The sequence below is a fragment of the Bradyrhizobium sp. th-b2 genome (genome assembly GCF_000426785.1).
In the GTDB taxonomy this organism is placed as follows: Bacteria; Pseudomonadota; Alphaproteobacteria; order Rhizobiales; family Xanthobacteraceae; genus Bradyrhizobium; species Bradyrhizobium septentrionale.
The window spans coordinates 136,249-161,282 of sequence record NZ_AUGA01000001.1; the positions used below are offsets into that span (position 1 = coordinate 136,249).

The following is a 25,034-nucleotide window of genomic DNA, read 5'->3' on the forward strand; positions in this document are numbered from 1 at the left end:
AGAGCCCACATGGCGTTCGGTTTGTTTCGAAAGCAAGTGCCGGAGCCGGCTGCGCCCGCCGTCGCGCCGAAGGTTCCAACTGCGGCGGCTGCGCCTGAAGCCTCCGCGACCGAGACTGATTCGGCCAAGGACTCGGCCAAGGAGATCCTGGAGCTGCTGGAACTCGAGCTCGGCGCGATGATCCGCCAGCTCGAGCGCGCCGCAGGCTCGGTCGCCGACGGCGCCGAGGCGACGGCAGCCAAGCTTGCGACCATCCGCGCCCGCACCGACGCGCTGAGCGGCCGCAGCAGCGACGCGCAGAACACCGCGACGACATTCTCGGAAGCCGCCGGCCGATTCACCCATTCCGCCGAGGGCATCGGCCAGCAGGTGCGCAGCGCGAGCCAACTCGCCGACGATGCCGCAGCCGCAGCGCGCGAGGCCACCGCCAATGTCGATCGCTTGCGCGAATCCTCGGCCGCGATCGGCAACGTCGTCAACCTGATCGCGCAGATCGCGCGGCAGACCACGCTTTTGGCGCTCAACTCGACCATCGAGGCGGCGCGCGCCGGCGCCGCCGGCAAGGGCTTTGCGGTGGTTGCCACGGAGGTCAAGGCGCTGGCGGTGCAGACCCAGAGCGCCACCGAAGAGATCACGCGGAAGATCGAGGCGCTGCAGAAGGATGCCACCGGATCGGCGGACGCCGTGCACCGCATCTCGCGGGCGATCGAGGCAATCCGCCCGGTGTTCGAGAACGTCAACGGCGCGGTCGCCGAGCAGAATGCGATTACCGGCGAGATGGGCCAGAACGCGGCCTCCGCCTCCAGCTTCATCGTCTCGGTCGGCACCAGCGCCGGCGAGATCGACTCCGCGACACGCGAAGCCGCCGCATATGGCGACAATGTTGCGAAGGCCGGGAAGGCCGTGACCGCCTTTGCCCAGAAGCTGAAGGCACGCTGCGCGGTGCTGCTCCGCCAGAACGAGCGCAGCGACCCGCGCAAGAACGAGCGCCTGCCCTGCAGCCTCAAGATCGAGATCACGACCGCCCGCGGAATCATCACCGCGCCGGTCTACGAAATCGCGATGGACGGCATCCTGATCGGCGGGCCCGATGCCGAGAAGCTGCCGGCCCATGAGACCCTGAGTGCGACCTTGCAGGATGTCGGTGCGTGCCGGATCAGGATCGGCGACCGCACCAAGGCCGGCGCGCAGGCGCGTTTCGAGGCTGCGAGCTCCGCGCTGCGCGAGCTGATCGAAGACCGGATGTGGGCGATCCACGAGGAAAACGCCGAGCTGATCACCCGCGCGATGGAAGCAGGCACGGCGCTGACCAAGGTCTTCGAGAGCGGCCTTGCGAGCGGCGCAATCACGATCGACGACATGTTCGACACCGACTATGTCGAAATATCCGGCACCAATCCGGTGCAATACCGCACAAGGATGCTGGATTGGGCGGATCGCGCGCTGCCCGCTCTGCTCGAGGCGTTCCTCGCCAAGGACAAGCGGCTGGCGTTCTGCGCGACGGTCGATCGGAACGGCTATCTGCCGGTCCACAACAAGATCTACTCGCATCCGCAGCGGCCGGGCGATGTCGCCTACAACACCGCCAATTGCCGCAATCGCCGCATCTTCAACGATCCCGCGGGCCTCGCCGCCGCGCAGAACCAGCGCGCCTATCTGGTCCAGAGCTATCCGCGCGACATGGGTAACGGCACCACCGTGATGATGCGCGAGATCGACGTGCCGATCCGCGTCCGCGGCCGGCACTGGGGCGGCTTCCGCACCGCCTACAAGCTTTGATTGGAATTTTTGGTGCCCGGATGGAGCGAAGCGTAATCCGGGACGAGCGTGCCCACGGGCGGGAAACCCGGATTTCGGGGAACCTGTCATCGGGCCGCGCTTGGCGCAGACCCGTTGGCTGCATCCGGGCTACGGAGTGCACGCTCAGGCAAGACCGGCGGCGCGAATCACGCTTTAGATTGAAATGGGGAATGCTGCGGCGGCTCAACCGACCGCTGTGATGGAGGAAGCGCTGATATGTCGGCCGCGCAGCTTGCAGTTCTGGACACCTCATCGAACCGGACGCTGGCCGAACGGCTCGTTGACCAGCTTGCCGACCGCATCGGCGGCCTCGGAGTGGAACTCGCCGACATCGCCGGCAACGTCCAGGAGGTCGCCAACCGCGTCACCAACCAGTCGGAGCGGTTCCATCATTTGCAGGCGACCGCCGAGACGATGGTCTCGGCCAATCACGACATCGCCAACGCATCGCAGGCGGTGCAATCGACCGCGTCCGCCGCGGTCGGCCAGATCGCGGAGTCGCGCCATGCGGTGGACACTGCGGTCAGCCACATCTCCGAACTCGTCGCCGCGGTCGCGCGGATTGAGGCGCGGCTTGCCGCTGTCGGCTCCGCGCTGAGCCAGGTCGCCAAGGTTTCCGGTTCGATCGAGGCGATCGCCAAACAGACCAACCTGCTCGCGCTCAATGCCACGATCGAGGCGGCGCGCGCCGGCACCGCCGGCCGCGGCTTTGCCGTGGTCGCGAGCGAGGTGAAGAGCCTTGCGGAGGCGACGCGCCAGGCGACGCATCAGATCTCCGACACGGTGCGCGATCTCGACGGCCAGATCGGCAGCCTGATCGGCGAGAGCAGCGACGCCTCGCTGCGCGCCAAGAGCGCCGGCGAAGGCGCCCAGCAGATCTCCGGCATCATCATGCGGGTGCAGGAAGGCTTTTCATCTGTTGGTGCCGAGATCGACAACGTCGCGCGCGCCGCGACCTCCAATCTCGGTCATTGCGACACCGTGATCGCGGAGCTGAACGAGCTTGCCAAGGGCGTCGATCTCTCGTCGCGCGATCTCAAGCACGCCGACGGCCGCGTCGCGAAGCTGCTCGAGCTGTCCGAGAGCCTGATCGTGACCATCGCCGACAGCGGCGTGGAGACCAGTGACGCGCCGCTGATCCGCGTCGTGATCGACACCGCGAAGCAGATTTCCGAGCTGTTCGAGAACGCGGTCACGCGCGGCGAGATCACGCTCGCGCAGTTGATGGACGAGAATTACCGCGAGATCGCAGGCAGCAATCCGAAGCAATATCTAACCAACTATGTCAGCTTCACCGATCGCGTGCTGCCCGCGATCCAGGACCCGATCCAGAAGACCGATCCGCGCATCGTGTTCTGCGTCGCCTGGGCACGCGGCGGCTATCTGCCGACCCACAATCCGAACTACCGGCTGCCGCAGGGGCCCGACCCGGTCTGGAACAACGCCAATTGCCGCAACCGCCGCCTGTTCAATGACCGCGCGGTGAGCAAGGTCGCAGCCAATACAAAGCCGTTCCTGCTGCAGACCTACCGCCGCGACATGGGCGGCGGCAATTTCGTGCTGATGAAGGATGTGTCATCGCCGATCGTCGTGCACGGCCGCCACTGGGGCGCGTTCCGGATGGGCTTCCGGCAGTCGTAAATCCGTAGCCCGGATGCAGCGAAGCGCAATCCGGGATCAGCCCCTCAGCTTTGTTAGACCCCGGATTTCGCGGAGCCTGTCATCGGGCGCGCGTTCGCGCGACCCGTTGGCTGCATCCGGGCTACAAGCTCTACGTCCAGAACCCCGGCACCGCGGGCTCGAGTCGTCCGCCGGCGCGCACCGGCGCGACCTTCACCGCAAGCCCGGTCGTATCGTCGGTCTCGACCGCGATGCCGCTGAGCGTGGCTGTGCCCGCGGCCGGTTCGAAACGGCCGGAGGGAATGCCGGTGAGGAAACGCTGCAGCGGCTCCTCCTTCTGCATGCCGATCACCGAATCATAATCGCCGGTCATGCCGGCATCGCTCATATAGGCGGTGCCGCCCGGCAGCACCTGGTGATCGGCGGTCGGCACATGGGTATGGGTGCCGACCACGAGGCTGACGCGGCCGTCGCAGAAGAAGCCGATGCCCTGCTTCTCGCTGGTGGCCTCGGCATGGAAGTCCAGCACGATGGCGTCGGCGCCCTCGCGCAACGGACAGGCCTCGAGCTCGCGGTCGATCGCGGCGAACGGATCGTTGGACGACGGCTCCATGAAGACGCGGCCGATCGCGTTGATGACCAGCGCGCGCTTGCCGTTCTTGGTGTCGATCAGGGTCGAGCCGCGGCCGGGCGAATGGCGCGGGAAATTCAAGGGGCGGATCAGGCGCGGCGCGCGCTCGATGAAGACCAGCGCTTCCTTCTGATTCCAGGCGTGGTTGCCGAGCGTGATCGCGTCGGCCCCGGCGTCGAGCAGCTCCTGGTAGATCGCCTCGGTAATGCCGAAACCGCCGGCGGAATTCTCGCCATTGACGATGACGAGATCGAGCGACCAGTCCCTGATCATGCCGGGAAGGTGGTCGGCGATGGCGGTGCGGCCGGTCCTGCCGACGACGTCACCAACGAACAGAATACGCAATGCTAGGGGCTCCGGAAATCGAACGTCTTGCGCTCGGTTAGCACATAATCCAGCGGGACGTCGTGCGACAACGCCGGAATAGCCTTGCTTTCCTGTGCAGCGAAGGCAATCCCGACCCCGATCACATGCTTGGCCTTTCGCAGATGCGCAAAGGTATAGTCGTAATAGCCGGCGCCATAGCCGATGCGGTGGCCGAGCTTGTCGAAAGCCGCAAGCGGCACCAGCATCACGTCGGGATGCACCTCGGGTGAGGCCGGCGACGGCTCGGGAATGCCGAGCGGCCCGAGCATCAGCCGGTCCTGCGGCGACCAGCTGCGGAAGGTCAGCGACTGGCCGCGCGCATTGATGCAGGGCAGCGCGAGCCGCGCGCCCTTCTCGGCCAGCTTCTTCATCAGCGGCGCCGGATCGAACTCGCTGCGGATCGGCGCATAGCCGGAGACGATCATGCCTTGCGTGATCTCGAACGGCGCGCCGCGCTTGGCAAGCGCCTCGGCCGCCGCTGCGCGCTGCTCGTCGCTCAGCGCATCACGCTTGGCGAGGGCAAGCGCCCGAAGCTCGGCCTTCGATGGAGCTGCGTGCATGATCCATCTTCCGCTGTCGTCGTCCGCGACAACGGACGATCCATCGTTCCAGAGACGCTAAAGCGCGATGAGCGCTTTAGCGTTCTTGTTTGAGCATGATCTTTTCGGAAAACCGCTTCACACTTTTCCGGATCATGCTTCAGCACCGTATGGCCAGGCCGCGGCGCACTGGACGCCCCGCTTCGCAGGGGACAGCGCTGCACCACAATCGAACCGCCGCCGCGCGACGACAAGGCAACAGCAAAAATAGTGCGAAGCCGCAGAGGCCGTTGGAGCGCTCGATCCCGGAGTTCCCTACGAAAGTAGGTGGGCACCATATGTCCGGGTCCACGGACCCGGCCAGGGACAGTTCCCTAAAGGATCGATAAGGCCCCGGGGATATATGGCTCCTGACGCACGACGCAGCTTCGCGAAGCCAATGTAGCGACGAAGTGCCGGTTCCGCCAGCGGCAAGAAACCGCGATTCTGGATCGTCCTCCCTGCGACCAAGGACGTCATTGCTAGCGAAGCGAAGCAATCCACCACCCCCCGCATATGCTGATGGATGGATTGCTTCGTCGCTATCGCTCCCCGCAATGACGCCTCGGCTACCCGATCGCGATGCCGCCGCCGATGGTGCGGTTGAGCACTTGGGTGGTGCGCTCGATCCGCTCGGCGGCGGCGTTAAGCGCGTTGGAGACCGCGGTCTGGGTGGCGCGGGCGCGGTCGGTGGCGGCGACGCGTGCATTACGCAGCTGCTCGACCTCTTCCTCGAGGCTGCGGAGGCGTGCGCTGGCATCGGCCAACTCGTCGCAGGCGGTCAGCGCCGCCATCACCGTGAGCCGCGCATCGCCGATCTCGCCGAACTTGCCGCGCAGCGATTCGACGCGCTGCTCGAGGTTTTCCGCGAGCTTGAGCAGCCGCACCTCCTGGCCTTCCTCGCAGGCCATCCGGTATTGCCGGCCATTGATGGTGACGTTGATGTGGCTCATCTGCTGTCTCCGCCCTCGAGCACGGCGCGAATGGTGCCGATCGCCGCGTCGAGCTTTTCCGCGATGTCGCGATTGACGCGCTCGAGCTTGCGCGTCTTGACCAGCGATCCGTCGAGTTCGTCGGCAAGTCTGGAGCGATCGGCGCCGAGCGCCTGGATCCGGCTCGCCAGTTCGTTTTCGTCGCGGTCGGCCTCGCGGCGCCGCTCCACCGAGCTTTCCAGCGCGTCGAGCGCAGCCATCAGCCGCTTTGTCGCAGCATCGATATCGGCAAGCGGTGCCTCGGTATTGCCAGACCCGTTGGCGAGACGATCACTCATGACACGCGGCGTGGACCTTTCTTGGGTTGGCTGGGTAGCCTGCTGGATATAAGCCTGCCGCACGGCAAAACTGGCGGTTCGGCAAGCGCTTACGGGACGAAATTTACGTGGCAAGCGAGCCGAGCGCAACGGCGCAGCAGAACTATGCACCGTTGAATGAAATAGGGCCATTTCGGGCAACTTTTCCCCGTTTTGGGGCGTTTCATCGCCTTGGACTTGCGGAATTGAGGTGCTAATCCACCCTCCAACCCGTAAGGCCATCCACGCGCGCATCGCGGCTGCCCGCCCCGATGCGTCCAGCAACCAGCTCCTCATTTCAGGCGGACTTTTCATCATGTCGCAGGTCGATCACACCCGTATGGCCAATGCGATCCGTGGCCTTGCCATGGACGCCGTCGAGAAGGCGAAATCCGGTCATCCCGGCCTGCCGATGGGCGCCGCCGATATCGCGACCGTGCTGTTCACCCAGTTCCTGAAATTCGACGCCGCCGATCCGGCCTGGCCCGACCGCGACCGCTTCGTGCTGTCGGCGGGCCACGGCTCGATGCTGCTCTATTCGTTGCTGTACCTCACCGGCAACAAGGAGATGACGCTCGACCAGCTCAAGCATTTCCGCCAGCTCGGATCGCTGACGCCTGGGCATCCCGAGAATTTCCACACCAAAGGCATCGAGACCACCACCGGCCCGCTCGGCCAGGGCATCGCGACCGCAGTCGGCATGGCGCTCGCCGAGAAGATGCTCGCCGCCGAGTTCGGCAAGAAGATCGTCAGCCACCACACCTATGTGCTCGCCTCCGACGGCGACCTGATGGAAGGCATCTCGCAGGAAGCGATTGCGCTCGCCGGCCACTGGCGCCTCAACAAGATGATCGTGCTGTACGATGACAACGGCATCTCGATCGACGGCCCGACCTCGCTTTCCGACTCCGTCGACCAGGTGAAGCGCTTCAAGTCCGCGGGCTGGGCCGCCGAACTGATCGACGGCCACGATCAACAGGCGATTGCGGCTGCCATCACCCGTGCGCAGAAATCCAGCAAGCCCTCGCTGATCGCCTGCAAGACCACGATCGGCTTCGGCGCACCGACCAAGGCCGGCACCGCGAAGGTGCATGGCGAGGCGCTCGGCGCCGAGGAGCTCAAGGGCGCCAAGGAGAAGCTCGGCATCTCGCTCGAGCCGTTCTCGGTGCCCGACGACGTGCTGAAGGCCTGGCGCGAGGCGGGTGCCCGCGGCGGCGCCGAGCACAAGGCCTGGGACGAGCAGTTCGCGCAGCTCGGCAACCGCAAGCGCGCCGAGTTCGAGCGCCGTCTGCGTCACGAGCGGCCGGCCTCGCTCGCCAAGGGCCTGCGCGCTTTCAAGAAGGGGCTCCTGGAAAATCCGCTCAACGTCGCGACCCGCAAATCGTCGGAAGCCGCGATCGAGGTGATCGCGGCTGCGATGCCGATGGAGTTCGTCGCCGGCTCCGCCGACCTCACCGGCTCCAACAACAACAAGGCGAAGTCGGCGGTGGGGTTTGCCGCCAAGACGCCGAAGGGCCGCTTCATCCATTACGGCATCCGCGAGCACGGCATGGCGGCGTGCCTCAACGGCATCTTCCTGCATGGCGGCTTCGCGCCGAACGGTGCCACCTTCCTGGTGTTCACCGACTATGCGCGCGGCGCGATGCGGCTGTCGGCGCTGATGGGCACCGGCGTGGTCTATGTCATGACCCATGACTCGATCGGCCTCGGCGAGGACGGCCCGACGCACCAGCCGGTCGAGCACCTCTCCGCGCTGCGCGCGATGCCCAACATGCGCGTGTTCCGTCCCTGCGACGCGGTCGAGACCGCCGAGTGTTGGGAACTGGCGCTCAACCGCATCGACGGACCGACGGTGCTGGCGCTGACCCGCCAGAACCTGCCGCAGCTCCGCACCACGGTGCCGAATGACAGCCCGTGCAGCCACGGCGCCTACGAGCTGGTCGCGGCGCAGGGTGACGCAAAAGTGTCATTGTTCGCGTCCGGTTCCGAGGTCCAGATCGCGGTCGAGGCGCAGAAGCAGCTCGCCGGACGCGGCATCGCGACGCGGGTGGTCTCGGTGCCGTCGCTGGAATTGCTGCTGGCGCAGCCTGCCGAGCGGCAAAATGCCATCATTGGCAACGCCCCGGTCAAGATCGCGATCGAGGCCGCGGTGCGCTGGGGCTGGGATGCCGTGATCGGGCACGATGGCGAATTCATCGGCATGCACGGATTCGGCGCAAGTGCCCCGGCGAAGGACCTTTTCCCGCATTTCGGCATTACCGCGGAGGCCGTCGTTAACGCTGCCCTGAAGCGCGTCTGACGCTGGCCTGACACCCGCCGGTCAAAGGTTGAGCTTGCCGCGAAAAAGGATTACCAAAGCTCCATCTTTTCCGCTCGCGTCCGGCTGAACCGGGCGTTCCGCCGTAAAAGCTTCGTGGGAGCCCTCCCGCGGGGCTGGCAGCAGCTTTTAGAGGAGACAACAGCATGGCAATCCGCGTCGCGATCAACGGGTTTGGGCGTATCGGCCGCAATGTGTTGCGCGCCATCGCCGAGTCCGGCCGCAAGGACATCGAGGTCGTCGGCATCAACGACCTCGGCCCGGTCGAGACCAACGCGCATCTGCTGCGCTTCGATTCCGTGCATGGCCGCTTTCCGGGCACCGTGACCGTTGACGGCGACTCGATCAGCCTCGGCGACAACAAGATCAAGGTCTCGGCCGAACGCGATCCCTCCAAGCTGCCGTGGAAGGCGCTCGGCGTCGACATCGCGCTGGAATGCACCGGCATCTTCACCGCCAAGGACAAGGCCTCGGCGCACCTCACCGCCGGCGCCAAGCGCGTGCTGGTCTCGGCACCGGCCGATGGCGCTGACGCCACCATCGTCTACGGCGTCAACCACGACACGCTGACCAAGGATCAGCTCGTCGTCTCCAACGGCTCCTGCACCACCAACTGCCTCGCGCCGGTTGCAAAGGTGTTGAACGAGACGGTCGGCATCGAGACCGGCTTCATGACCACGATCCACGCCTATACCGGCGACCAGCCGACGCTCGACACCCTGCACAAGGATCTCTATCGCGGCCGCGCTGCGGCGATGTCGATGATCCCGACCTCGACCGGTGCGGCGAAGGCGATCGGCCTGGTGCTGCCGGAACTGAAGGGCAAGCTCGACGGCGTCTCGATCCGCGTGCCGACCCCGAACGTCTCGGTGATCGATCTGAAGATCGTCGCCAAGCGCGCCACCGACGCCAAGGAAATCAACGAGGCGATGAAGCGCGCCGCCGAGCAGCAGCTCAAGGGCATTCTGGGCTTTACCACCGCGCCCAACGTCTCGATCGACTTCAACCACGATCCGCACTCGGCCACCTTCCACATGGACCAGACCAAGGTGCAGAACGGCACGCTGGTGCGGGTGATGGCCTGGTACGACAATGAGTGGGGCTTCTCGAACCGCATGGCCGACACGGCCGTCGCCATCGGCAAGCTGATTTAACTCACGTCTCGTGTCCCGGACGCGGTGCAGCGTCGAGACGCTGCACCGCTGAGCCGGGACCCATTCAACCCAAGGTCCCGGTCCTGCACAGCCGCACTTCGCGCCGCTGTGCGCCGGGGACAAGAGACCTCCCATGACAAAATCATTCCGCACCCTCGACGACGTCGACGTGAAGGGCAAGCGCGTGCTGCTGCGCGTCGACCTCAACGTCCCCATGGAAGGCGGCCGCGTCACCGACGCCACAAGGCTCGAGCGCGTCGCCCCCACCATCACCGAGATTTCCGACAAGGGCGGCAGGGTGATCCTGCTCGCGCATTTCGGCCGGCCCAAGGGACGCGATCCCAAGGAGTCGCTGAAGCCAGTCGCTGACGCGCTGTCGCAAGTGATCAAGCGCCCGGTCGCCTTCGCCGACGACTGCATCGGTGATCCTGCGGCCAACGCGGTTGCGGCCCTCAAGGACGGCGACATCCTCTGTCTGGAAAACACCCGCTTCCATAAGGAAGAAGAGAAGAACGACGCCGGCTTCGTCGCTGATCTCGCAAAGCTCGGCGACATCTGGGTCAACGACGCCTTCTCCGCCGCGCATCGCGCCCACGCCTCGACCGAAGGCCTCGGCCACAAGCTGCCGGCCTATGCCGGCCGCACCATGCAGGCCGAACTCGACGCGCTCGGCAAGGCGCTGGAAGCACCGACCAAGCCCGTCATCGCGATCATCGGCGGCGCCAAGGTCTCGACCAAGATCGACCTGCTGGAAAATCTCGTGAGCAAGGTCGATGCGCTGGTGATCGGCGGCGGCATGGCCAACACCTTCCTGCACGCGCAAGGCATCAACGTCGGCAAGTCGCTCGCCGAAAAGGACCTCGCCGCGACCGCGCTGCGGATCATGGAAAAGGCCAACGCCGCGAACTGCGCGATCATCCTCCCGGTGGACGCCGTCGTCGCCAACCAGTTTGCCGCCAATGCGCCGTCGCATGCCTATGGCCTCGATGCGATCCCGGCCGACGGCATGATCCTCGACGTCGGTCCGCAGTCGATCGCGCGGATCCATTCCGCGATCGACGACGCGGCGACGCTGGTGTGGAACGGTCCGCTCGGCGCCTTCGAGCTGACGCCGTTCGACCGCGGCACCGTGGTGTCGGCCAGGCATGCCGCCGAGCGCACCAAGAGCAAGAAACTGGTCTCGGTCGCCGGCGGCGGCGATACCGTCGCGGCGCTGAACCAGGCGGGCGTGGCGGGCGATTTTTCTTACGTCTCGACCGCGGGCGGCGCGTTTCTTGAATGGATGGAAGGCAAGCCGCTGCCGGGCGTCGAAGTTCTGAAACACGGCTGATTGAGAGCATGATCCGGAAAAGTGTGAAGCGGTTTTCCGAAAAGATCATGCTCAAACAGAGAGTTAAACCGCGATGACGATTCAACCTAAGCTCATCGCGCTTCAAACCCGCGAACGCGCACTACAGGGAGAAATGGAATGGCTCGCATAACGTTGCGGCAACTGCTCGATCACGCGGCCGAGCACGATTACGGCGTACCTGCCTTCAATATCAACAACATGGAACAGGCGCTGTCGATCATGGCGGCGGCCTCCGAGGTCGACGCGCCCGTCATCATCCAGGCCTCGCGCGGCGCGCGGTCCTACGCCAACGACGTCATGCTCAAGCACATGATGGACGCCGTCACCGAGATCTACCCGCAGATCCCGGTCTGCGTGCATCTCGACCACGGCAACGAGCCCGCCACCTGCATGACCGCGATCCAGGCCGGCTTCACCTCGGTGATGATGGACGGCTCGCTGAAGGCCGACGGCAAGACCCCGGGCGACTGGGATTACAATGTCGGCGTCACCCGGACCGTGACCGGCATGGCCCATCTCGGCGGCATTTCGGTCGAAGGCGAGCTCGGCGTGCTCGGCTCGCTCGAGACCGGCATGGGCGACAAAGAAGACGGCCATGGCGCCGAGGGCAAGCTGTCGCATGACCAGCTGCTGACCAATCCCGACGAGGCCGTGAAGTTCGTCCAGGAGACCAAGGTCGACGCGCTCGCGATCGCGATGGGCACCTCGCACGGCGCCTACAAGTTCACCCGCAAGCCCGACGGCGACATCCTCGCCATGAACGTGATCGAGGAGATCCATCGCAAGCTGCCGAACACGCATCTGGTGATGCACGGCTCCTCGTCGGTGCCGCAGGAGCTGCAGGAGATCATCAACGCCAACGGCGGCAAGATGAAGCCGACCTGGGGCGTGCCGGTCGCCGAGATCCAGCGCGGCATCAAGAACGGCGTGCGCAAGATCAACATCGACACCGACAACCGGATGGCGATGACCGGCCAGATCCGCAAGGTGCTGAAGGACAATCCGGAAGAGTTCGATCCGCGCAAGTACCTGAAGCCCGCGATGGAGGCGATGACCAAGCTGTGCAAGCAGCGCCTGCAGGAGTTCAACACCGCGGGCCAGGCCAGCAAGATCAAGAAGGTGCTGACCACGGCGGAAATGGCCAAGCGCTACGCTGCGGGCCAGCTCGACCCCAAGGTCGCCTAAAGAGGTCGCCTGACGAGAGATCGCTGACACCATATTGCCCGAAACATTAACGCGGGACACCGGCTCCGACGCAGTTGGAAACGGTGTCCCGGGGCTTGATCGCCGACTGCGACAAACAGCGGCCGCGACGAACGTTTTCTAGGCATTTGCCCGAGAACCGCCTATTTTGGTTTGCAAAGGCAATGCGCTCTGGAGAACGTTTCCATGAACCTCGCTGACCTCAACAAAGTTGCCCTCGCCATGGTCACCCCGGGCAAGGGCATCCTTGCCGCCGACGAATCCTCCGGCACCATCAAGAAGCGGTTCGACGCCATCAAGGTCGATTCGACCGAGGACAATCGCCGCGACTATCGCGAGATGCTGTTCCGCTCGCAGGAGGCGATGAGCAAGTACATCTCCGGCGTCATCCTCTACGACGAGACCATCTGGCAGGATGCCAAGGACGGCACGCCGCTGGTCAAGCTGATCGAGCAGGCGGGCAGCATTCCCGGCATCAAGGTCGACGAAGGCACGCAAGCCCTGCCGAACTGCCCGGGCGAACTCGTCACCGTCGGCCTCGACAAGCTCGCCGAACGGCTGAAGAAATATTACGAGCGCGGTGCGCGCTTTGCGAAATGGCGCGCAGTGATCGATATCGGCTCGGGCGCCGGCAGCCGCGGCATCCCCACCATGACCGCGATCCGCGTCAATGCGCATGCGCTGGCGCGCTATGCCGCGCTGTGCCAGGCCGCGCAGATCGTGCCGATCGTCGAGCCGGAAGTGCTGATGGACGGCGATCACGACATCGACCGCTGCTACGAGGTCACGCAACGCGTGCTGAACCGCACCTTCCAGGAATTGCGGGTGCAGCGCGTCGCGCTGGAAGGCATGATCCTGAAGCCGAACATGGCGATCTCGGGCAAGAAATGCCCGAAGCAGGCGTCGGTGCAGGAAGTCGCCGAGAAGACCATCCGCCTGCTCAAGAGTTGCGTGCCGGCCGCAGTGCCCGGCATCGCCTTCCTCTCCGGTGGGCAGAGCGACGAGGAAGCGACCGCGCATCTCGACGCCATGAACAAGATCGGCCATTTGCCCTGGCGGCTGACCTTCTCCTATGGCCGTGCGCTACAGGCGGCGCCGCAGAAGGCGTGGTCCGGCAAGCCCGACAACGTCCCCGCGGGCCAGTGCGCCTTTTCGCACCGCGCCCGGATGAACGGGCTGGCAAGCACCGGCAATTGGGAAGCCGGCCTCGAAAAGCAGGCGGCATAGTTGGCGACCAAGCCCGTTCCGCCGCGGCCAGCGCCGCGCCTCTATCTGGCAACGCCGCCGCTCGACGAGCCCGCGCAGCTTGCGGCCGAGCTTGCCGAGCTGCTCGCCGCGGCCGACGTCGCGGCCGTGCTGGTGCGGCTGCGCGAGAGCGATCCGCGCAGCATGATTTCTTCCGTCAAGGCGCTGGCGCCGGCGGTCCAGAACGCCGGTGCTGCGCTGCTGATCGACGGTCATCCGGATATCGTGGCCCGCGCCGGCGCCGACGGCGCGCATCTGACCGGCATCGCCGCGATGGAAGAGGCGATGCCGTCGCTGAAGCCCGACCGCATCGTCGGCGTCGGCGGGCTCGCGACGCGCCACGATTCCATGGCCGCGGGCGAGGCCGGTGCCGACTATGTGCTGTTCGGCGAGCCCGATGCCAGGGGACAGCGGCCCTCGACCGAGGCGATCGCCGAGCGGCTGCAATGGTGGGACGAATTGTTCGAGCCGCCTTGCACAGGCTTTGCGACCTCGCGCGAGGAGGCCGAGGCGTTCGCATCGGCCGGCGCGGATTTCGTGCTGGTCGGAGATGTTATCTGGTCCGATCCGCGCGGCGCCAAGGCGGCGCTCGTCGAGATCGGCGAAGCGATTGCGCAGGCCCATGCCAGCACATTCGGCACGGCCAAGGCCGAGGGATGACGCCGGAATGAAGTCCCTGCGTCCGATAGGTGTTGCGCTCGGCTGCACGATGCTGGCGAGCGGCGCGATGGCGCAGCTCTCGATCACGCCGCCGGCCCAGACGCCGCCGCCTGCGCAGAAGGAGGCGCCGAAAGAGAAGCCGAAGGTGCATGCGCCGGTCGCGAAGAAGCCAGTGCCGAAGCCTGCCGCCTCGGCGACGCCCACCCCGACGCCCTCGCCGACCCCGACGCCGGACGATCCCAATGTCGACCTCGTCTACGGCGCCTATCAGCGCGGCATGTACAAGACGGCGTTCGACCTCGCGACGGCGCGCGCGCAGAACAACAACGATGCCAAGGCGATGACGATGCTGGGCGAGCTCTATGCCAACGGGCTCGGCGTCAAGCGCGACTACGTCAAGGCCGACGAATGGTACAAGCGCGCCTCCGATGCCGGCGACCGCGAGGCGATGTTCGCGCTCGCGATGATGCGGATCGCAGGACGCGGCGGCACGGTGGACAAGGATTCCGCGGTCAAGCTTTTGGCATCGTCGGCCAAGCTCGGCGAACCCAAGGCGGCCTATAATCTTGCGCTGCTCTATCTCGACGGCCAGACCCTGCCGCAGGACCTCAAGCGCTCCGCCGAGCTGCTGCGGATGGCCGCCGACGCCGGCAGCCCGGAGGCACAATACGCGCTCGCGACCTTTTACAAGGAAGGCACCGGGGTGCCGAAGGACCTCGAAAAGGCGGCGCGGCTGCTGCAGGCCGCCTCGCTGGCCGACAATGTCGATGCCGAGGTCGAATATGCCATCGCGCTCTATAACGGCTCCGGCACGCCGCGGAACGTGCCGGCGGCGGTGGCTATGCTGCGCAAGGCGGCCCGGCAGAACAGCGCGATCGCGCAAAACCGCCTCGCCCATGTGCTGGCGACCGGCGCCGGCGCCCCGGTGGACAAGGTCGAGGCGCTGAAATGGCACACCGTCGCCAAGACCGCGGGCAAGGGCGACCCCGATCTCGACGACATCCTCGCCGATATGAGCCCGGAAGACCGCGCCAAGGGCGAGGCTGCTGCCCGGAAATGGATCGGAAACAACGTCAAATGACGCCTTGACGGGGCGGCCTCCAGAGGGCACCCAGTCCAGCAATCTCCGACGCCGCAAGCCGTTCCCCGTCATCCTGAGGTGCGAGCGGAGCGAGCCTCGAAGGATGCGCGGCCCGGCTGGTGGCTGTCGATCCTTCGAGACGCGCGTTCCGCGCTCCTCAGGATGACGGGACCACTTTGAACCCGCCGTCAGCTCAATCGCACCGAAGAAGCCGCCATCATGCTCTACTCCGCCCTCATCAATGTCATGGTCAAGGCCGCGCGCCGCGCCGGCCGCAGCCTCAAGCGCGACCTTGGCGAGATCGAACATCTCCAGGTGTCGCTGAAGGGGCCGGCGAACTTCGTCTCGCTCGCCGACAAGCGCGCCGAAGAGATGCTCTACACCGACCTCGAAAAGGCCCGGCCCGGTTACGGGTTCCTCGGCGAGGAAGGCGGCCAGCGCGAAGGCTCGGACAAGAGCCACACCTGGATCGTCGATCCGCTCGACGGCACCACCAACTTCCTGCACGGCATCCCGCAATTCGCGATCTCGATCGGGCTGAAGCGCGAGGACACGATCATCGCCGGCGTGATCTACAATCCCGCCAATGACGAGCTCTACATCGCTGAGCGCGGCAAGGGCGCGTTCCTCAACGACCAGCGGCTGCGCGTCGCCGGCCGCCGCCAGCTCAATGAATGCGTGGTGGCCTGCGGCCTGCCGCATATCGGCCGCGGCAATCACCAGCTGGCGCTGCAGGAGATGGCCGCGCTGCAGACCAAGGTCGCGGGCTTCCGCCGCTTCGGCGCCGCCTCGCTCGACCTCGCCTTCGTCGCCGCCGGCCGGCTCGACGGCTTTTGGGAGCGCAATCTGCAGCCCTGGGACATCGCGGCGGGCCAGATCATGGTCAGGGAAGCCGGCGGCACCGTCTCGGGCATTCAGGGCAATGACGACCCGCTGCAGACCGGCCACGTCGTCTGCGGCAACGAGTTCGTGCACGGCGAGTTGATCAAGATTTTGAAACCGCTCGGGCAGTAGCACGACGGCACGATCTAATCGTCATCGTCGTCGTCGCGTTCCTCGTCACGAAATTCACCGCCGAGGGTCAGGCCTTCGATGGCCGTGGCGCCCTTGGCCTTGATCACCCGGCGAAGCGGGACCGAACTCTCGCTTTGCAACGCCTCCATCAGCTGTTCCGAATGGGTGACAATCCAGATGCCGGCGCGGCGCGACGCTTTGGCGATCAGCCGGGCCAATGGCGCCAGCAGCGATGGATGCAGGCTGGCCTCGGGTTCGTTCAGTGCGATGAACGGCGGCAGCCGATAGCCCATGAACACGGCGAGCAGGCAGATATATTTCAGCGTCCCATCGGATAGCTCGTGTGCCTTGAACGGACGCGGCATGTCCGCCAGTTGCAGTTCGAATTCGCACCGCCCGTTCTCTTCCCATGCCCGGAGCTCGGCGCCCGGGAACGCATCCTCGATCGCATCCTGCAGGTCGCAGGCATCTTCCCTGATCGCGTAGAGGGTCGCCAGGGCGGCAGCCAGATCGCTGCCATCGGCACAGAGCGCAGGCGTCGTGATCGCGAGACAAGGCTTTCGGATCGGCGACGCCGAATCGGTGCGAAAATCGTGATAGAATCGCCAGCTCTGCATTGCGTTTCTGATCAGGTCGACTTCGGGGCACGTCTTGCCGTCGAGGAATCCGGCGAGCGCGGTTTCCGACGGCAGCACCGCATCCTTGTGCTCGCTCAAGGCGCCGCTCTCGCCGCGCACGCTGACATGTGAATTCGTCCGCTCCATCAGCAGTACTTTGCGCTTTCCGTGGGCCACCTCGATGCGCTCGGACTTGATCATCGGCTCGCCGGAAAATGCCGCCTCGAGCGGGCCGGGAAATCCGAGCTCGATGGCGTATCTGATGTCGTCGAATCTGGCCGCCAATCGCAGTCGTCCATCCTCGCCCCGCTTGCGAATGCCGGACCAGCAGACGGAGTTCAATCCACCTTCATCGGCGATCGTGCGGGTGATCCGGCCCGTCGCCGCGTCGCGCAGCAGCGACAGGGACTTGTAAAGATTGGATTTGCCGACACCATTCTCGCCGACGAATACCGACAGCGGTTCGATGGGCATGAAGAGCCGCCGAATGGAGCGATAATTCGAGATCGCAATATCGGTCGGCCGCATCACATGCCCTCAATCCTCGGGTTGCCTGCACGCTCCCCGTTCAATCCAGAGATGCAATCTGGATTGGTCGGCTTGCGAGAGCAAGCCGGAGGCGGCGCCAGGCCCTGATGAGATCGGCGCCGATCTCGGACATCAGTGGCCGCCCCGCGCCGGCGCGGGCGGACTATAGGCTTCGGCCTTCTCGGGCGCCTTCTCGCGATCCCCCGCCAGCACGCGCTGCACGCTGACGAAGAACACCGGCACCAGCAACAGCGCCAGGATCACGACCGCGATCATGCCGCCCATCACCGACGTGCCGAGCGCCTGCTGGCTGGCGCCGCCAGCGCCGGTCGCGATCGCCATCGGCAGCACGCCGCAGACGAAGGCAAGGCCGGTCATCAGGATCGGGCGGAATCGGAGGCTACACGCCTCGATGGTCGCCTCGACCAGCGGCTTGCCCTGCGCGCGCAGATCCTTGGCGAACTCGATGATCAGGATCGCGTCCTTGGCGGCAAGGCCGATGATGGTGATCAGGCCAACGGTGAAATAGACGTCGTTGGACAGGCCGCGCATCGTCGCGGCCACCACGGCGCCGAGAATGCCGAGCGGAATCGTCAGCAGCACCGCGAGCGGAATGGTCCAGCTCTCATACAGCGCGGCGAGCAACAGGAACACCACCAGCACCGACAGCGCGAGCAGGAACGGCGCCTGGGAGCCCGACAGTTTCTCCTGCAGCGACTGGCCGGTCCACTCATAGCCGAAGCCGCGCGGCAGCTTGTCGGCGAGCCGCTCCATCTCTGCGATCGCATCGCCCGAGGTGAAGCCGGGCCGCGCCTCGCCGGAGATGCGCACCGCCGGATAGTAGTTGAAGCCCGCGATCTGCGTCGGCCCCTTCGACCATTCGATGGTGGCGAAGGCCGAGAACGGCACCAGCTGGCCGCGGCTGTTCTTGACGTTGTAATTCAGGATGTCGTCCGCGTTCATGCGGCTGGTCTTGTCGGCCTGCACGATGACGCGCTGCATGCGCCCGCGGTTCGGGAAGTCGTTGATGTAGTTCGAGCCGAGATTGGTCGAGATCGTGTTGTTGATGTCCTCGAAAGTGAGGCCGAACGCACCCGCCTTCTCGCGGTCGATCATCAGATTGGCCTGCGGCGCCGGCGGCAGGCCCTCGACATAGACCTTCTGCAACACGGGACTGGCATTGGCGTCCGCGATCAGGCGGTCGGACGCGGCGATCAGCGCCGCATAGCCCTTCTGGCCGCGGTCCTGCAGGCGGAACGAGAAGCCCGAGGAGTTGCCGAGATTGTCGATCGGCGGCGGCTGCAGCGCCGAAATCCTGGCGTCGCGGATCGACGACGACAGGTCGCGGTTGATGTCAGCGACGATCGCGGCAGCCGAATCCTTCGGGCCGCGCTCCGACCAGTCCTTCAGCGTGATGAAGGCCTGCGCGGTGTTCATGCCCTGGCCGAGGAAGCTGAAGCCGGTCAGGAACGTGACGTTCTCGATCCCGGCGCGGGTCTTCAGGTACTTCTCGACCTGCTCGACCGCAGCCTCGGTGCGCGCATAGGACGACTCCGACGGCGTCTGCACGTCGGTGGTGATGAAGCCCTGGTCGTCGACCGGCAGGAAGCCGCCGGGCAGCCGCACGAAGCCGTAGGCGACGCCTGCGAACAGCACGAGATAAATCAGCATCAGCCGGCCGGTGCGCTTCAGCCCGGCCTGCACCGTGCTGACATAGCCGGCGCGGCCGGAGTCAAGCACGCGGTTGAACCAGCCGAACACGCCCCTGCGGGCATGGCCGTGGCCCTTCTCGACTGGCTTGAGCAAGGTCGCACACAGCGCCGGCGTCAGCGACAGCGCGAGCAGCGCCGAGAACGCGATCGCCGCCACCATGGTTACCGAGAACTGGCGATAGATGATGCCGACTGAGCCCGGGAAGAACGCCATCGGCACGAACACCGCCATCAGCACCAGCGTGATGCCGATGATGGCGCTGGTGATCTGCGACATCGCCTTCTTGGTGGCTTCCTTCGGCGGCAGGCCTTCCTCGGCCATGATGCGCTCGACGTTCTCGACCACGACGATGGCATCGTCGACCAGGATGCCGACCGCCAGTACCATGCCGAACATGGTCAGCATGTTGATCGAGAAGCCCACGACCATCAGCGTGGCGCAAGTACCGAGCAGCGCCACCGGAACAACGATGGTCGGAATGATGGTGTAGCGGATGTTCTGCAGGAACAGGAACATCACGATGAACACCAGCACCACCGCCTCGACCAGAGTCATCAGGACCTTCTCGATCGAGGCCTTCACCACGGGCGTGATGTTGTAGGGGATCTCGTAGCCGATATTGGCCGGGAAGAAGCGCGACAGCTCCTTCATCTTGGCCTCGACCGCGCTCGCGGTCGCCAGCGCATTGCCCTTCGGCGACAGCAGCACCGAGAGACCCGCGGTCGGCTTGCCGTTGAGGCGGGTGTTGAACTGATAGCTGAGGCCGCCGATCTCGATCCGCGCGACGTCGCGCAGGCGGACCGTCGAGCCGTCGGGATTAGCGCGCAGGATGATCGCGCCGAACTCGTCGGGCGAGGAGAGCTGGCCCTTCACCAGCACTTGCGCGGAGATCTTCTGCGTATCGGTGCTCGGCTCGGCGCCGATGCTGCCGGAGGCGACCTGGGCGTTCTGCGCCGTGATCGCCTTGTTGACGTCGTCGGCGGACAGGCCGTAGCCGACCAGCTTGGCCGGATCGATCCAGATGCGCAGTGAGCGCTCGGTCGAATACAGCGTGGCGCGGCCGACGCCGGGGATGCGGCGCACCTCGCCCAGCACGTTGCGGATCATGAAGTCGCCGAGGCCCACTTCATCCAGCGAGCCGTCGGTCGAGTTCAGCGTGATGATCTGCAGCACGGCGGAGGAGGCTTCCTCGACCAGGATGCCCTGCTGGATCACGGCGCGCGGCAGCCGCGCCTCGACGCGCTTGAGGCGGTTCTGCACCTCGACCGAAGCCTGGCTTGTGTCGGTGCCCGGCTTGAAGTTGGCGATGATCTCGACCTGGCCGAGCGAGTCGGAGGTCGATTCGAAGTTCAGGATGTTGGCGGCGCCGTTGAGCTCCTCCTCGATCAGCCGCGTCACGCTGTTGTAGAGGTTTTCAGGCGACGCGCCGGGATAGCTGGTCGAGATCGAGATCGAGGGCGGCGCGATGATCGGATATTGCGCGACCGCGAGCAGCGGAATCGAGATCGCACCGACCAGACAGATGAACAGCGCGACGACCCAGGCGAAGATCGACCGGTCGATGAAGAAGCTGGGCATGTCGGATCACCGCACCGCGTGCGCGGTCTGCTGCGAATCCGTCATTGCAGCAGCGTCAATGTCACGCCAGGCCTGCGGCCGCACCTTGTCGCCGGCGGCGAATTTCTGGAACCCCTCGACCACGACCATGTCGCCGGCCTTAAGGCCTTCGGTCACGAACCAGTGGCCACCCTGCAGCGAGCCGGTACGCACCGGCTGCACCGCGACGAGGTTGTCGTCCTTGACGACGAACACTTCGCTGCCGCCGCCGCCATTGCGCTGGATCGCCTGCTGCGGCACAGCGATCGCATCGGAGTCGATGCCCTGCTCGATCTGCACGCGGACATACATGCCCGGCAGCAGGATGCGATCGGGATTCGGGAATTCGCCGCGCAGGGTCACCTGCCCGGTATGGGCGTCGACCTTGGCGTCGGAGAACAGCAGCTTGCCCGGTATCGGATAGATCGAGCCGTCGTCGAGCACGAGGCGGACCTTCATCGCATCAGACGCAATGCGGTCGAGGTCACCGCTCTCGAAGGCGCGGCGCAGCTGATTCATCTCGGTCACCGACTGCTGGAAGTCGGCATAGATCGGATCGAGCTGCTGGATGGTCGCAAGGCTCGCGGCGTCGTTCTGCACCACGAGCGCGCCCTCGCTGACCAGCGCGGCACCGATGGTGCCGTCGATCGGCGCGCGAATGGTCGCGTAATCCAGATTGAGCCTGGCACGCGCGACATCGGCCTCGCGGCCCTGCACGTCGGCTTCGGCGCCCTTCAGGTTTGCGATCGCCTTCTCGTTCTCGGCCTCCGGCGCTGCGCGCTGGCTGGTCAAAGTGGCAATGCGGCGGGCCTGCAGCGCAGCCTGCTCCTGCACGGCCTTGGCGCGCGCCAGCGCCGCCTCGGTCGATTGCAATTCGACTTCAAACGGGCGCGGATCGATCTGGTACAAGGGATCGCCGACCTTCACCTCGCTGCCCTGATGGAACATGCGGTTCACGACGATGCCCGAGACGCGCGGGCGCACCTCGGAAACGCGGGTCGGCGCGATGCGGCCCGGCAGCTCGCGCACCATCGCGCGCGCCTGCGGCTTCACGGTGACGACACTGACGTCCGGCTCGGGTGATGCTTGTACGGCGGCGGTTGCAGTATTCGGCTCGTCGCAGCCAGCAAGCAGTGGCGCCGTCACGGCCAGCATCAGAGCAATGCATGCCGATTGCGCGCGAAGTCCAGACATTGAGATGATCGCCCCTGTGGGTTGCAATAAACAAACGGCGGCGTCACACCGACACCGCTTCTGTTGCTGAAAGTAAAACCCGCTTGCTGCGATGCAAAGCGTTTGTCAGGCGGCTCAATGTCACACAAACCTATCGCACTGATTTCGCGGCATGTTTTAGCGAGTCACCGGATTGTGAGCGGGTTCCATCGCAGGCTGTGGGAATGCATTAACGACTGCGTGAGCGGGAATAGGTCAATTGCCTGCGCAGGAATGCCGCACATCGCAACATCATGAGGCGCAGCGAACGAATCACCGGTCACGGCACTTGCCTCACCCGCTGGTGCGTGCGACCCGCACGCGATCTGCTGACCGGACCGGCTCCAGCGCCAATGGTGATGCGCGGACTGGGCTGGAAAGCTGGGCGAAGCGGCAGCAACCCGCCCGGTTTCAACCCAAGGTTCTGCGCGCCCGCTTTGGATTCGGCTTTCCTCACTCCGCCGCTGTGCCATATTGCTGGCAGATGCAGCCTTCGCGAACGGATGATCCGGCAATGCCCCCTTCCCGCTCCGATATGGAGATCGAACTGAGCAAACTGTCCTCGCCCCGGATCTTCCTGGTGCGGATGCTGGTGTTCCTGGTGCTCTGCGGCCTGGTCGGGGTCGTACTGTACAAGCAGATCGTCACCGCCTTCTTCGCCAATCCCGGCCTGAACGCCCTGATCGGCGCGGTGCTCTTGATCGGCATCATCCTGGCGTTCCGTCAGGTGATCCGGCTCTATCCCGAGGTCGCCTGGGTCAATAATTTCCGCATCGCCGATCCCGGGCTTGCGATCGACCGCCGCCCGAAGCTGCTTGCCCCCATGGCCGCGATCCTCGGCGGCGAGCGCTCGGGCCGGATGTCGATCTCGCAGCAGACCATGCGGCATCTGCTCGATTCGATCGCAACCCGCCTCGACGAGGCCCGCGATATCTCGCGCTACATGACCGGCCTTTTGGTGTTCCTCGGCCTGCTCGGCACCTTCTGGGGCCTGATCGAGACGGTGGGCTCGGTCGGCAAGGTGATCGACGGGCTCAAGGTCGGCGGCGATTCCAGCGCATTGTTCGATACGCTGAAGGAGGGGCTGGCCGCCCCGCTCGGCGGCATGGGCATCTCGTTCTCGTCCTCGCTGTTCGGCCTCGCCGGCTCCCTGATCCTCGGCTTCCTCGATTTGCAATCGAGCCAGGCCCAGAACCGCTTCTACACCGACCTCGAGGACTGGCTCGCCACCACGGTGCGCGGCATTTCCGGCGACGAAAGTGGCGTCACCGGCGACATGCAGGGCGCGATCGACCGTCTCCGCACTGCGCTCGAGGAAGGTGGCGGCGGCGGCGGCCGCAACACCACGGCCGCGATGGCCAATCTCGCCGAGGCGATCCAGGGGCTGGTCGCCCATATGCGTACCGAGCAGCAGATGATCCGCGAATGGGCCGACGGCCAGGGCGAGCAGAACCGCGAGATCAAGCGGCTGCTCGAGCGCCTCGCCCGCCAGCCCGAGAAGAGTTGAGCCGAGGAGGCCTGTGTGCTGGACCACGTGACCATCGGCATCAGCGATATCGAACGGTCCAAGGCGTTCTATGACGTGGCCTTGCGTTCGCTCGGCATCAGCCGCCTGTACGCCGAAGGCGCCGAGTTTGCGGGTTATGGCGTTGGCCCGAAGGCGTTCTTCTGGATCGGCCGGCGCGACACGCCGCAGGCCGGCGCCCACGTCGCCTTCACCGCAAGCGATCGCGCCACTGTCGATCGCTTCTACGAGGACGCGATCAGGGCCGGCGGCAGGGACAATGGACGGCCCGGCATTCGGCCGCACTATCATGCAAACTACTACGGCGCCTTCGTGCTCGATCCCGACGGTCACAACATCGAGGCCGTCTGTCATGCAGCGCAGGACTGACCGCGTTAGAGCCTTTTCCGTTCCGATGAAATCGGAACGGGGCTCTAGATTTTTGTTTTGACGCGTTTTCTTCACGCGAACCGGTATCCACTTCGCTTGAAAACGTTCTAGATAAAGGGAAACCGAATGGCCCTCGCCCGCTCGCGCCGTAGCGAATCCGGCTTCAACTACTGGCCCGGCTTTGTCGACGCGCTGTCGACGCTGGTGCTGTCGATCGTGTTCCTGCTGTCGGTGTTCCTTGTGGTGCAGTTCTTCCTGTCGCAGGAGGTCACCGGCAAGGACAAGGCGCTGGAGCAGCTCACCGCCAAGATCGCCCAGCTCAACGAGCTGTTGTCGCTGGAGAAGCTCTCCAAGCTGACGCTGGACGACCAGGTCTCGCAGCTCCGCGCCGGGCTCGCCTCCGCCGAAGGCGAGCGCGACCGCATGAAGGGGCTCTATGAGGGGCTCGCCAGTTCCGGCAACGACGCGCAGGGCCGCGCCAACGAGCTCAACAAGGCGCTGGAGTCCGAGAAGAGCGTCTCGTCGCGCGCGCTGGCGCAGATCGAGGTGCTGAACCAGCAGATCAGCGCGCTGCGCCGCCAGCTCGCCGCGCTCGAGGAAGCGCTCGACGCCTCCGAGAAGCGCGACAAGGAATCGCAGAGCCGGATCGCCGATCTCGGCTCGCGCCTCAACGTCGCGCTGGCGCAGCGGGTGCAGGAACTGTCGAAATACCGCTCGGAGTTCTTCGGCCGGCTGCGCGCGATCCTCGGCAACCGCCCCGACATCCGCATCGTCGGCGACCGCTTCGTGTTCCAGTCGGAAGTGTTCTTCGACACCGGCCAGGCGCTGCTGCTGCCGGAGGGCAAGACCGAGCTCGACACCGTGGCCAATGCGCTGATCGATCTGGACAAGCAGATCCCCCCCGAGATCGCCTGGGTGCTGCGGGTCGACGGCCATACCGACGTGCGGCCGATCAACAGCCCGCTGTTCAAGTCGAACTGGGAGCTGTCGTCGGCGCGCGCGATCTCGGTGGTGCAATATCTGGTTTCGCTCGGCGTGCCGGCACAGCGCCTGGTCGCCGCCGGCTTCGCCGAATTCCAGCCGCTCGACACCGCGCAGACCGAAGACGCCTACAAGCGCAACCGCCGCATCGAGCTGAAGCTGACGGAGAGGTAGTTTGCTGGCGC

Annotated in this window: 20 protein-coding genes and 1 other RNA gene; 13 read left to right on the forward strand and 8 right to left on the reverse strand. The window is 65.5% G+C overall.

Annotated features, from left to right (window positions below):
- Positions 1–9: 9 nt before the first annotated feature.
- On the forward strand, positions 10–1,779 hold the full coding sequence (locus tag K359_RS0100640) for a methyl-accepting chemotaxis protein (RefSeq protein WP_029077591.1): 1,770 nt from the start codon (positions 10–12) through the stop codon (positions 1,777–1,779).
- 237 nt (positions 1,780–2,016) lie between these two features.
- Positions 2,017–3,441 (forward strand): methyl-accepting chemotaxis protein, encoded by a 1,425-nt coding sequence (locus K359_RS0100645; RefSeq protein WP_029077592.1) that lies wholly within the window; start codon positions 2,017–2,019, stop codon positions 3,439–3,441.
- Positions 3,442–3,571: 130 nt separating this feature from the next.
- On the opposite strand, the gene K359_RS0100650 is transcribed toward K359_RS0100645, so the two are convergent.
- The 5 genes from K359_RS0100650 to K359_RS0100665 all read right to left on the reverse strand — a co-directional run bounded on the left by K359_RS0100650 (position 3,572) and on the right by K359_RS0100665 (position 6,265).
- Positions 3,572–4,396 (reverse strand): TIGR00282 family metallophosphoesterase, encoded by an 825-nt coding sequence (locus K359_RS0100650; protein WP_029077593.1) that lies wholly within the window; start codon positions 4,394–4,396, stop codon positions 3,572–3,574.
- A gap of 2 nt (positions 4,397–4,398) precedes the next feature.
- Positions 4,399–4,977 (reverse strand): 5-formyltetrahydrofolate cyclo-ligase, encoded by a 579-nt coding sequence (locus K359_RS0100655; protein WP_029077594.1) that lies wholly within the window; start codon positions 4,975–4,977, stop codon positions 4,399–4,401.
- A 250-nt stretch (positions 4,978–5,227) separates the two neighbouring features.
- Positions 5,228–5,388: non-coding RNA, 6S RNA (gene ssrS, locus K359_RS58280), on the reverse strand.
- A 176-nt stretch (positions 5,389–5,564) separates the two neighbouring features.
- Positions 5,565–5,948 carry a cell division protein ZapA gene (locus K359_RS0100660; RefSeq protein WP_029077595.1) on the reverse strand — a complete coding sequence of 128 codons (384 nt, stop codon included), beginning with the start codon at positions 5,946–5,948 and terminating at the stop codon, positions 5,565–5,567.
- The gene (locus tag K359_RS0100665) at positions 5,945–6,265 is read right to left on the reverse strand and encodes a DUF4164 domain-containing protein (RefSeq protein WP_029077596.1); all 321 of its coding nucleotides are present in this window, start codon (positions 6,263–6,265) and stop codon (positions 5,945–5,947) included. Before K359_RS0100665 ends, K359_RS0100660 begins: the two co-directional genes overlap by 4 nt.
- 334 nt (positions 6,266–6,599) lie before the next feature.
- Between K359_RS0100665 and tkt the strand changes: the two genes are divergently transcribed.
- From tkt to K359_RS0100705, 8 genes are all read left to right on the forward strand, one after another.
- A complete protein-coding gene (tkt, locus tag K359_RS0100670) occupies positions 6,600–8,582 on the forward strand; it encodes a transketolase (RefSeq protein WP_029077597.1) in 1,983 nt (660 codons plus the stop codon).
- 164 nt (positions 8,583–8,746) lie between these two features.
- Entirely contained in the window at positions 8,747–9,754 is a 1,008-nt protein-coding gene (gene gap, locus K359_RS0100675; RefSeq protein ID WP_029077598.1) for a type I glyceraldehyde-3-phosphate dehydrogenase, read from the forward strand.
- A gap of 133 nt (positions 9,755–9,887) precedes the next feature.
- Positions 9,888–11,084, forward strand: a complete 1,197-nt coding sequence (pgk, locus tag K359_RS0100680) for a phosphoglycerate kinase (RefSeq protein ID WP_029077599.1) — start codon at positions 9,888–9,890, stop codon at positions 11,082–11,084.
- A 138-nt stretch (positions 11,085–11,222) separates the two neighbouring features.
- Positions 11,223–12,290: a class II fructose-bisphosphate aldolase gene (gene fba, locus K359_RS0100685; protein WP_026192208.1), complete on the forward strand. Its 1,068-nt coding sequence runs from the start codon at positions 11,223–11,225 to the stop codon at positions 12,288–12,290.
- Between the two features lie 204 nt (positions 12,291–12,494).
- The gene (locus tag K359_RS0100690) at positions 12,495–13,535 is read left to right on the forward strand and encodes a class I fructose-bisphosphate aldolase (protein ID WP_029077600.1); all 1,041 of its coding nucleotides are present in this window, start codon (positions 12,495–12,497) and stop codon (positions 13,533–13,535) included.
- Positions 13,536–14,213, forward strand: a complete 678-nt coding sequence (locus K359_RS0100695; RefSeq protein WP_029077601.1) for a thiamine phosphate synthase — start codon at positions 13,536–13,538, stop codon at positions 14,211–14,213. It begins immediately after the preceding gene.
- Between the two features lie 7 nt (positions 14,214–14,220).
- The gene (locus K359_RS0100700; RefSeq protein WP_029077602.1) at positions 14,221–15,294 is read left to right on the forward strand and encodes a tetratricopeptide repeat protein; all 1,074 of its coding nucleotides are present in this window, start codon (positions 14,221–14,223) and stop codon (positions 15,292–15,294) included.
- A 219-nt stretch (positions 15,295–15,513) separates the two neighbouring features.
- The gene (locus K359_RS0100705; protein ID WP_029077603.1) at positions 15,514–16,308 is read left to right on the forward strand and encodes an inositol monophosphatase family protein; all 795 of its coding nucleotides are present in this window, start codon (positions 15,514–15,516) and stop codon (positions 16,306–16,308) included.
- Positions 16,309–16,322: 14 nt separating this feature from the next.
- Here K359_RS0100705 and K359_RS0100710 read toward each other — a convergent pair whose 3' ends face one another.
- From K359_RS0100710 to K359_RS0100720, 3 genes are all read right to left on the reverse strand, one after another.
- On the reverse strand, positions 16,323–17,453 hold the full coding sequence (locus K359_RS0100710) for an AAA family ATPase (protein ID WP_029077604.1): 1,131 nt from the start codon (positions 17,451–17,453) through the stop codon (positions 16,323–16,325).
- Between the two features lie 132 nt (positions 17,454–17,585).
- Complete coding sequence (locus K359_RS0100715; protein ID WP_029077605.1) at positions 17,586–20,744, reverse strand: multidrug efflux RND transporter permease subunit; 3,159 nt, start codon at positions 20,742–20,744, stop codon at positions 17,586–17,588.
- A 6-nt stretch (positions 20,745–20,750) separates the two neighbouring features.
- Entirely contained in the window at positions 20,751–21,956 is a 1,206-nt protein-coding gene (locus K359_RS0100720) for an efflux RND transporter periplasmic adaptor subunit (RefSeq protein WP_156928293.1), read from the reverse strand.
- Between the two features lie 532 nt (positions 21,957–22,488).
- Between K359_RS0100720 and K359_RS0100725 the strand changes: the two genes are divergently transcribed.
- From K359_RS0100725 to K359_RS0100735, 3 genes are all read left to right on the forward strand, one after another.
- A complete protein-coding gene (locus K359_RS0100725) occupies positions 22,489–23,481 on the forward strand; it encodes a hypothetical protein (RefSeq protein WP_029077607.1) in 993 nt (330 codons plus the stop codon).
- A gap of 15 nt (positions 23,482–23,496) precedes the next feature.
- The gene (locus K359_RS0100730; RefSeq protein WP_029077608.1) at positions 23,497–23,868 is read left to right on the forward strand and encodes a VOC family protein; all 372 of its coding nucleotides are present in this window, start codon (positions 23,497–23,499) and stop codon (positions 23,866–23,868) included.
- 126 nt (positions 23,869–23,994) lie between these two features.
- Complete coding sequence (locus K359_RS0100735; protein WP_029077609.1) at positions 23,995–25,023, forward strand: peptidoglycan -binding protein; 1,029 nt, start codon at positions 23,995–23,997, stop codon at positions 25,021–25,023.
- Positions 25,024–25,034: the final 11 nt, after the last annotated feature.

Bases quoted from the DNA above. Each gene is read 5' to 3' on its own strand.
- K359_RS0100640 (WP_029077591.1), top strand. From the start codon at position 10: ATGGCGTTCGGTTTGTTTCGAAAGCAAGTGCCGGAGCCGGCTGCGCCC.
- K359_RS0100645 (WP_029077592.1), top strand. From the start codon at position 2,017: ATGTCGGCCGCGCAGCTTGCAGTTCTGGACACCTCATCGAACCGGACG.
- K359_RS0100655 (WP_029077594.1), bottom strand. From the start codon at position 4,977: ATGCACGCAGCTCCATCGAAGGCCGAGCTTCGGGCGCTTGCCCTCGCC.
- K359_RS0100660 (WP_029077595.1), bottom strand. From the start codon at position 5,948: ATGAGCCACATCAACGTCACCATCAATGGCCGGCAATACCGGATGGCC.
- K359_RS0100665 (WP_029077596.1), bottom strand. From the start codon at position 6,265: ATGAGTGATCGTCTCGCCAACGGGTCTGGCAATACCGAGGCACCGCTT.
- tkt (WP_029077597.1), top strand. From the start codon at position 6,600: ATGTCGCAGGTCGATCACACCCGTATGGCCAATGCGATCCGTGGCCTT.
- gap (WP_029077598.1), top strand. From the start codon at position 8,747: ATGGCAATCCGCGTCGCGATCAACGGGTTTGGGCGTATCGGCCGCAAT.
- pgk (WP_029077599.1), top strand. From the start codon at position 9,888: ATGACAAAATCATTCCGCACCCTCGACGACGTCGACGTGAAGGGCAAG.
- fba (WP_026192208.1), top strand. From the start codon at position 11,223: ATGGCTCGCATAACGTTGCGGCAACTGCTCGATCACGCGGCCGAGCAC.
- K359_RS0100690 (WP_029077600.1), top strand. From the start codon at position 12,495: ATGAACCTCGCTGACCTCAACAAAGTTGCCCTCGCCATGGTCACCCCG.
- K359_RS0100700 (WP_029077602.1), top strand. From the start codon at position 14,221: ATGAAGTCCCTGCGTCCGATAGGTGTTGCGCTCGGCTGCACGATGCTG.
- K359_RS0100705 (WP_029077603.1), top strand. From the start codon at position 15,514: ATGCTCTACTCCGCCCTCATCAATGTCATGGTCAAGGCCGCGCGCCGC.
- K359_RS0100710 (WP_029077604.1), bottom strand. From the start codon at position 17,453: ATGCGGCCGACCGATATTGCGATCTCGAATTATCGCTCCATTCGGCGG.
- K359_RS0100715 (WP_029077605.1), bottom strand. From the start codon at position 20,744: ATGCCCAGCTTCTTCATCGACCGGTCGATCTTCGCCTGGGTCGTCGCG.
- K359_RS0100720 (WP_156928293.1), bottom strand. From the start codon at position 21,956: ATGTCTGGACTTCGCGCGCAATCGGCATGCATTGCTCTGATGCTGGCC.
- K359_RS0100725 (WP_029077607.1), top strand. From the start codon at position 22,489: ATGCCCCCTTCCCGCTCCGATATGGAGATCGAACTGAGCAAACTGTCC.
- K359_RS0100735 (WP_029077609.1), top strand. From the start codon at position 23,995: ATGGCCCTCGCCCGCTCGCGCCGTAGCGAATCCGGCTTCAACTACTGG.